This is a genomic window from Streptomyces sp. NPDC054840 (assembly GCF_053611065.1).
The window spans coordinates 1-2,836 of sequence record NZ_JBSGZP010000825.1 but is presented as its reverse complement, the minus strand read 5'-3'; the positions used below and the strand labels follow the sequence as shown (position 1 = coordinate 2,836).

2 protein-coding genes and 1 pseudogene are annotated in these 2,836 nt (G+C 71.7%); 2 read left to right on the top strand and 1 reads right to left on the bottom strand.

Annotation, left to right across the window (positions count from 1 at the left end):
• Positions 1–522 precede the first annotated feature (522 nt).
• Positions 523–729 (bottom strand): annotated as a pseudogene (locus ACWGIU_RS34620) (SDR family NAD(P)-dependent oxidoreductase); the annotation flags it as partial.
• A 79-nt stretch (positions 730–808) separates the two neighbouring features.
• On the opposite strand from ACWGIU_RS34620, the gene ACWGIU_RS34615 reads away from it, so the two are divergent.
• Complete coding sequence (locus ACWGIU_RS34615; protein ID WP_453712067.1) at positions 809–1,291, top strand: MarR family winged helix-turn-helix transcriptional regulator; 483 nt, start codon at positions 809–811, stop codon at positions 1,289–1,291.
• Between the two features lie 1,122 nt (positions 1,292–2,413).
• Positions 2,414–2,794: a hypothetical protein gene (locus tag ACWGIU_RS34610; RefSeq protein WP_453712066.1), complete on the top strand. Its 381-nt coding sequence runs from the start codon at positions 2,414–2,416 to the stop codon at positions 2,792–2,794.
• Positions 2,795–2,836: the final 42 nt, after the last annotated feature.

The window sequence follows — 2,836 nt, the reverse complement described above, 5'->3', positions numbered from 1 at the left end:
CCCCGCAGCCCGAGACCATGGAAGCAAGCCGGGGTGGCCCGGACGGACCCGCCGCCGGCCCCGGCCGGGCCGCCGCCGATCGGATTGCAGGCACGGTGGTCTCGGCTCGGAGCGGGGGCGTTCGTTCTCCCGGTTCTTCACCGTCTGCGGTGTCGACCTCCACGCGGATGCGGGGCCGGAGCCGGGCCCTCCCGCGGTGCGGGCGTGTGCGGGCGGGACAGGGGCGCGGGCCCGGCCGGCCTGCGGGCGGGGACGTGGGGGAGGGGCGGTGTGCTGGCCGACGGACCCGGGGGCCCCCCACGTGGTGCGGCGGGTGTGCCGGTCGGCGCGGTGAGCCGGGCCCGGTTGCACTTCGGTGTCGGAGTGGTCGGACGTGCTGTCGGGCACCCACCGGTCGGCCTGCGACGGCCGGGCCCGCCGCCCGTGCACCGAGACCCTCCGGCGGTGTGCGCGCCCGGGGGTCGATCTCGCCCTGGTAAAGAATCCGGCCTCCGCTTCCACGGCGCAGCAGCTCAACTACCGGTCGGTCACGTCGAGCTGCTTGACCTGGGCCAGGTCCGGGACGCCGGCCTCGGCGGCGGCCTTCTGCAGAGCGCCGGCGCGGGAGGTGTCGCGCATGGTGGCGACGGCGTGCCAGCCCGCCCGGGCGGCGGCGACCGCGGCGGCCAGGCCGACGCCGGAGGAGGTGCCGGTGATGAGGACGGTCTTGGCGGTGGTCTTGGCGCTCATGGCTGGTCTCCCTAGATTGGTGCGTGCACACACACATTAACCTTGTGTGCGTGTGCACGCAACCCGCTATCCTTCCCCCATGGCGCACACGAATCTCAACCTGGACGGCCTCACCCCCCGCGACCACGCCTTCTACGGGCTGGTCTGGGCCGGAACCACCCTCACCGCCCGGGTCGACCAGGTGCTCACGCGCCGCCACGACCTGCCGTTGTCATGGTTCGAGGTCATGCTGTGGCTGAGCGTCCAGAACGAGCCGGTCGCCCCCTCCGAGCTCGGCGCCAAGACCCTGCTCAGCCGCAGCCAGGTCTCCCGCGTCGCCGATTCGCTCCGTGCCCGCGGCCTGGTCGAACGGGTCCCGTCCCCGACGGACGCCCGGTCCGTCGGGATCGCCCTCACCGGGGCGGGCCGCCGCGCCTTCGCGGAGGCCGACGCCACCCGCCGAGAGGCCCTCGCCGAGGTGTTCGACGACCGCCTCGACGACGCGGACATAGCCGCACTGGAGGCGGTCTGGGCCAAACTCAAAGCCCGCCCGGAGAGCGAACACCAGGCCTGGACGGAGTAGGTCCGAAGGGCGGGTCACTGGCCGTGGGCGACCAGGCCGCATACCAGGTGGGTGTATTAGCCACGAACACTGTTGACAGGCGTGGGATCCCGACCATGGCGAAGACCTCCGGTGGGGTGGGAGCTGTCTAGGAACTCACCGCACGGAGGCCTTCGTGCCACACCGTAATGCCCGGCTGACCGTTTCCGGTAGAAGGCTGCCGTGGATTTCAGCCGGAAGCAGCGCCGGCCGCTGCGCCGCTCCGTGCAGGGCGCGGTTGCTGCCGCCCGTCCGGCCGGAGCAGCAAGAGCGCCGACAGGACACCCCGAGCGGGTCACGTCCTTCTCCCGTCAGGGCCGGGCAGGCAGCCCGCACCACCGCGCGGCAGCCCCTCGCCGAAGGCAGGTACACGTTCGACCCGGCCCTCTCCCACGAGCAGACCCCGGACACGCCGTCCCCTGGTGGCGGGTCAACGTGTTCATCTCCCTGCTCGGCGCCCGGCTCGGGAACGGGACGGCAGCGAGCCGACGACCTCGGAGGCCGCCCTTCGCGGGGCACCCCCCAAAAAAGCAGCAGCCCGGCGGCGCCGTCCGCGACCCGGACAACTGAGCAGCCACGGGCCGCCCACCCGAGGGCGGCCCGACACGCGGGCCGCCCGACGTCCCCGGAGCGTCCACCGGGACCCGGGACCACCCTCACAAGCTCCGGTGAAACAACCTCCCGCCGGTCGGGCCCAGAGGCGGAGACCCGCTGATGCCGAGAAGTGACCAGGCGGGACGAGACGGCGCCGGATCAGAGGAGCCGCAGGAGACCGCCATGGTGGAGCCCCCGTATCCACGCCTCAGCCCCCGGCGGCCGCTCATCCCCAGGCACGACTGGGCATACGCGGGGCCGGCAGCGGGACCGACATGGAACACCCTGCAGGCCTTGGACGCGCTCATACGGCCTGGCGTGCGGGCATACCACCGCTGCGCCGCCGCCCTCCTCGATGCAGCCCTTCGGCTGGGCCGCGGCCACACCTTCAGACCCGCATCTCGTCAAGCCCCGAGATGTTGTGGCATGACGTGGCTTACGTGGCGGGGGCTTACTTGAGGCACGGATTCACGCAGGCAGGTGGCCTGCCCCACTCAAGGAGAAGATCTTATGATTCGCACCTCTCGGAAGCAGCGTCTGGTGATGCTCGGCGTCTCGACCGCCCTGGCCGCCGGTGGCGCGCTGCTGCCCACGAGTGCGTTCGCCGCCCCTGCGACCTCGCACACAGGTGCCATGACCTCGACGCACGGCGACCACGGCAAGAACGACCACGGCAAGAAGGGTGACGGCAAGAAGGGTGACGGCAAGAAGAAGGGCAACAAGAGGAAGGGAAACCGGGCCCGGGACATCGAGAACATGCCCGGCTGCAAGTTCGTCAGCGGCAGTGTCTACTGCAAGGTCAAGCCCGAGACGAAGCCGGCGCCGAAGCCGGACTTCAAGGACCCTGAGACGGGAGCGGACACCCGTGGCAAGGTATCCACCGGCCTCTAGGCCGTCTCTTCCGGATCTTGTCGGCCGGGTGCGGTGCCGGGC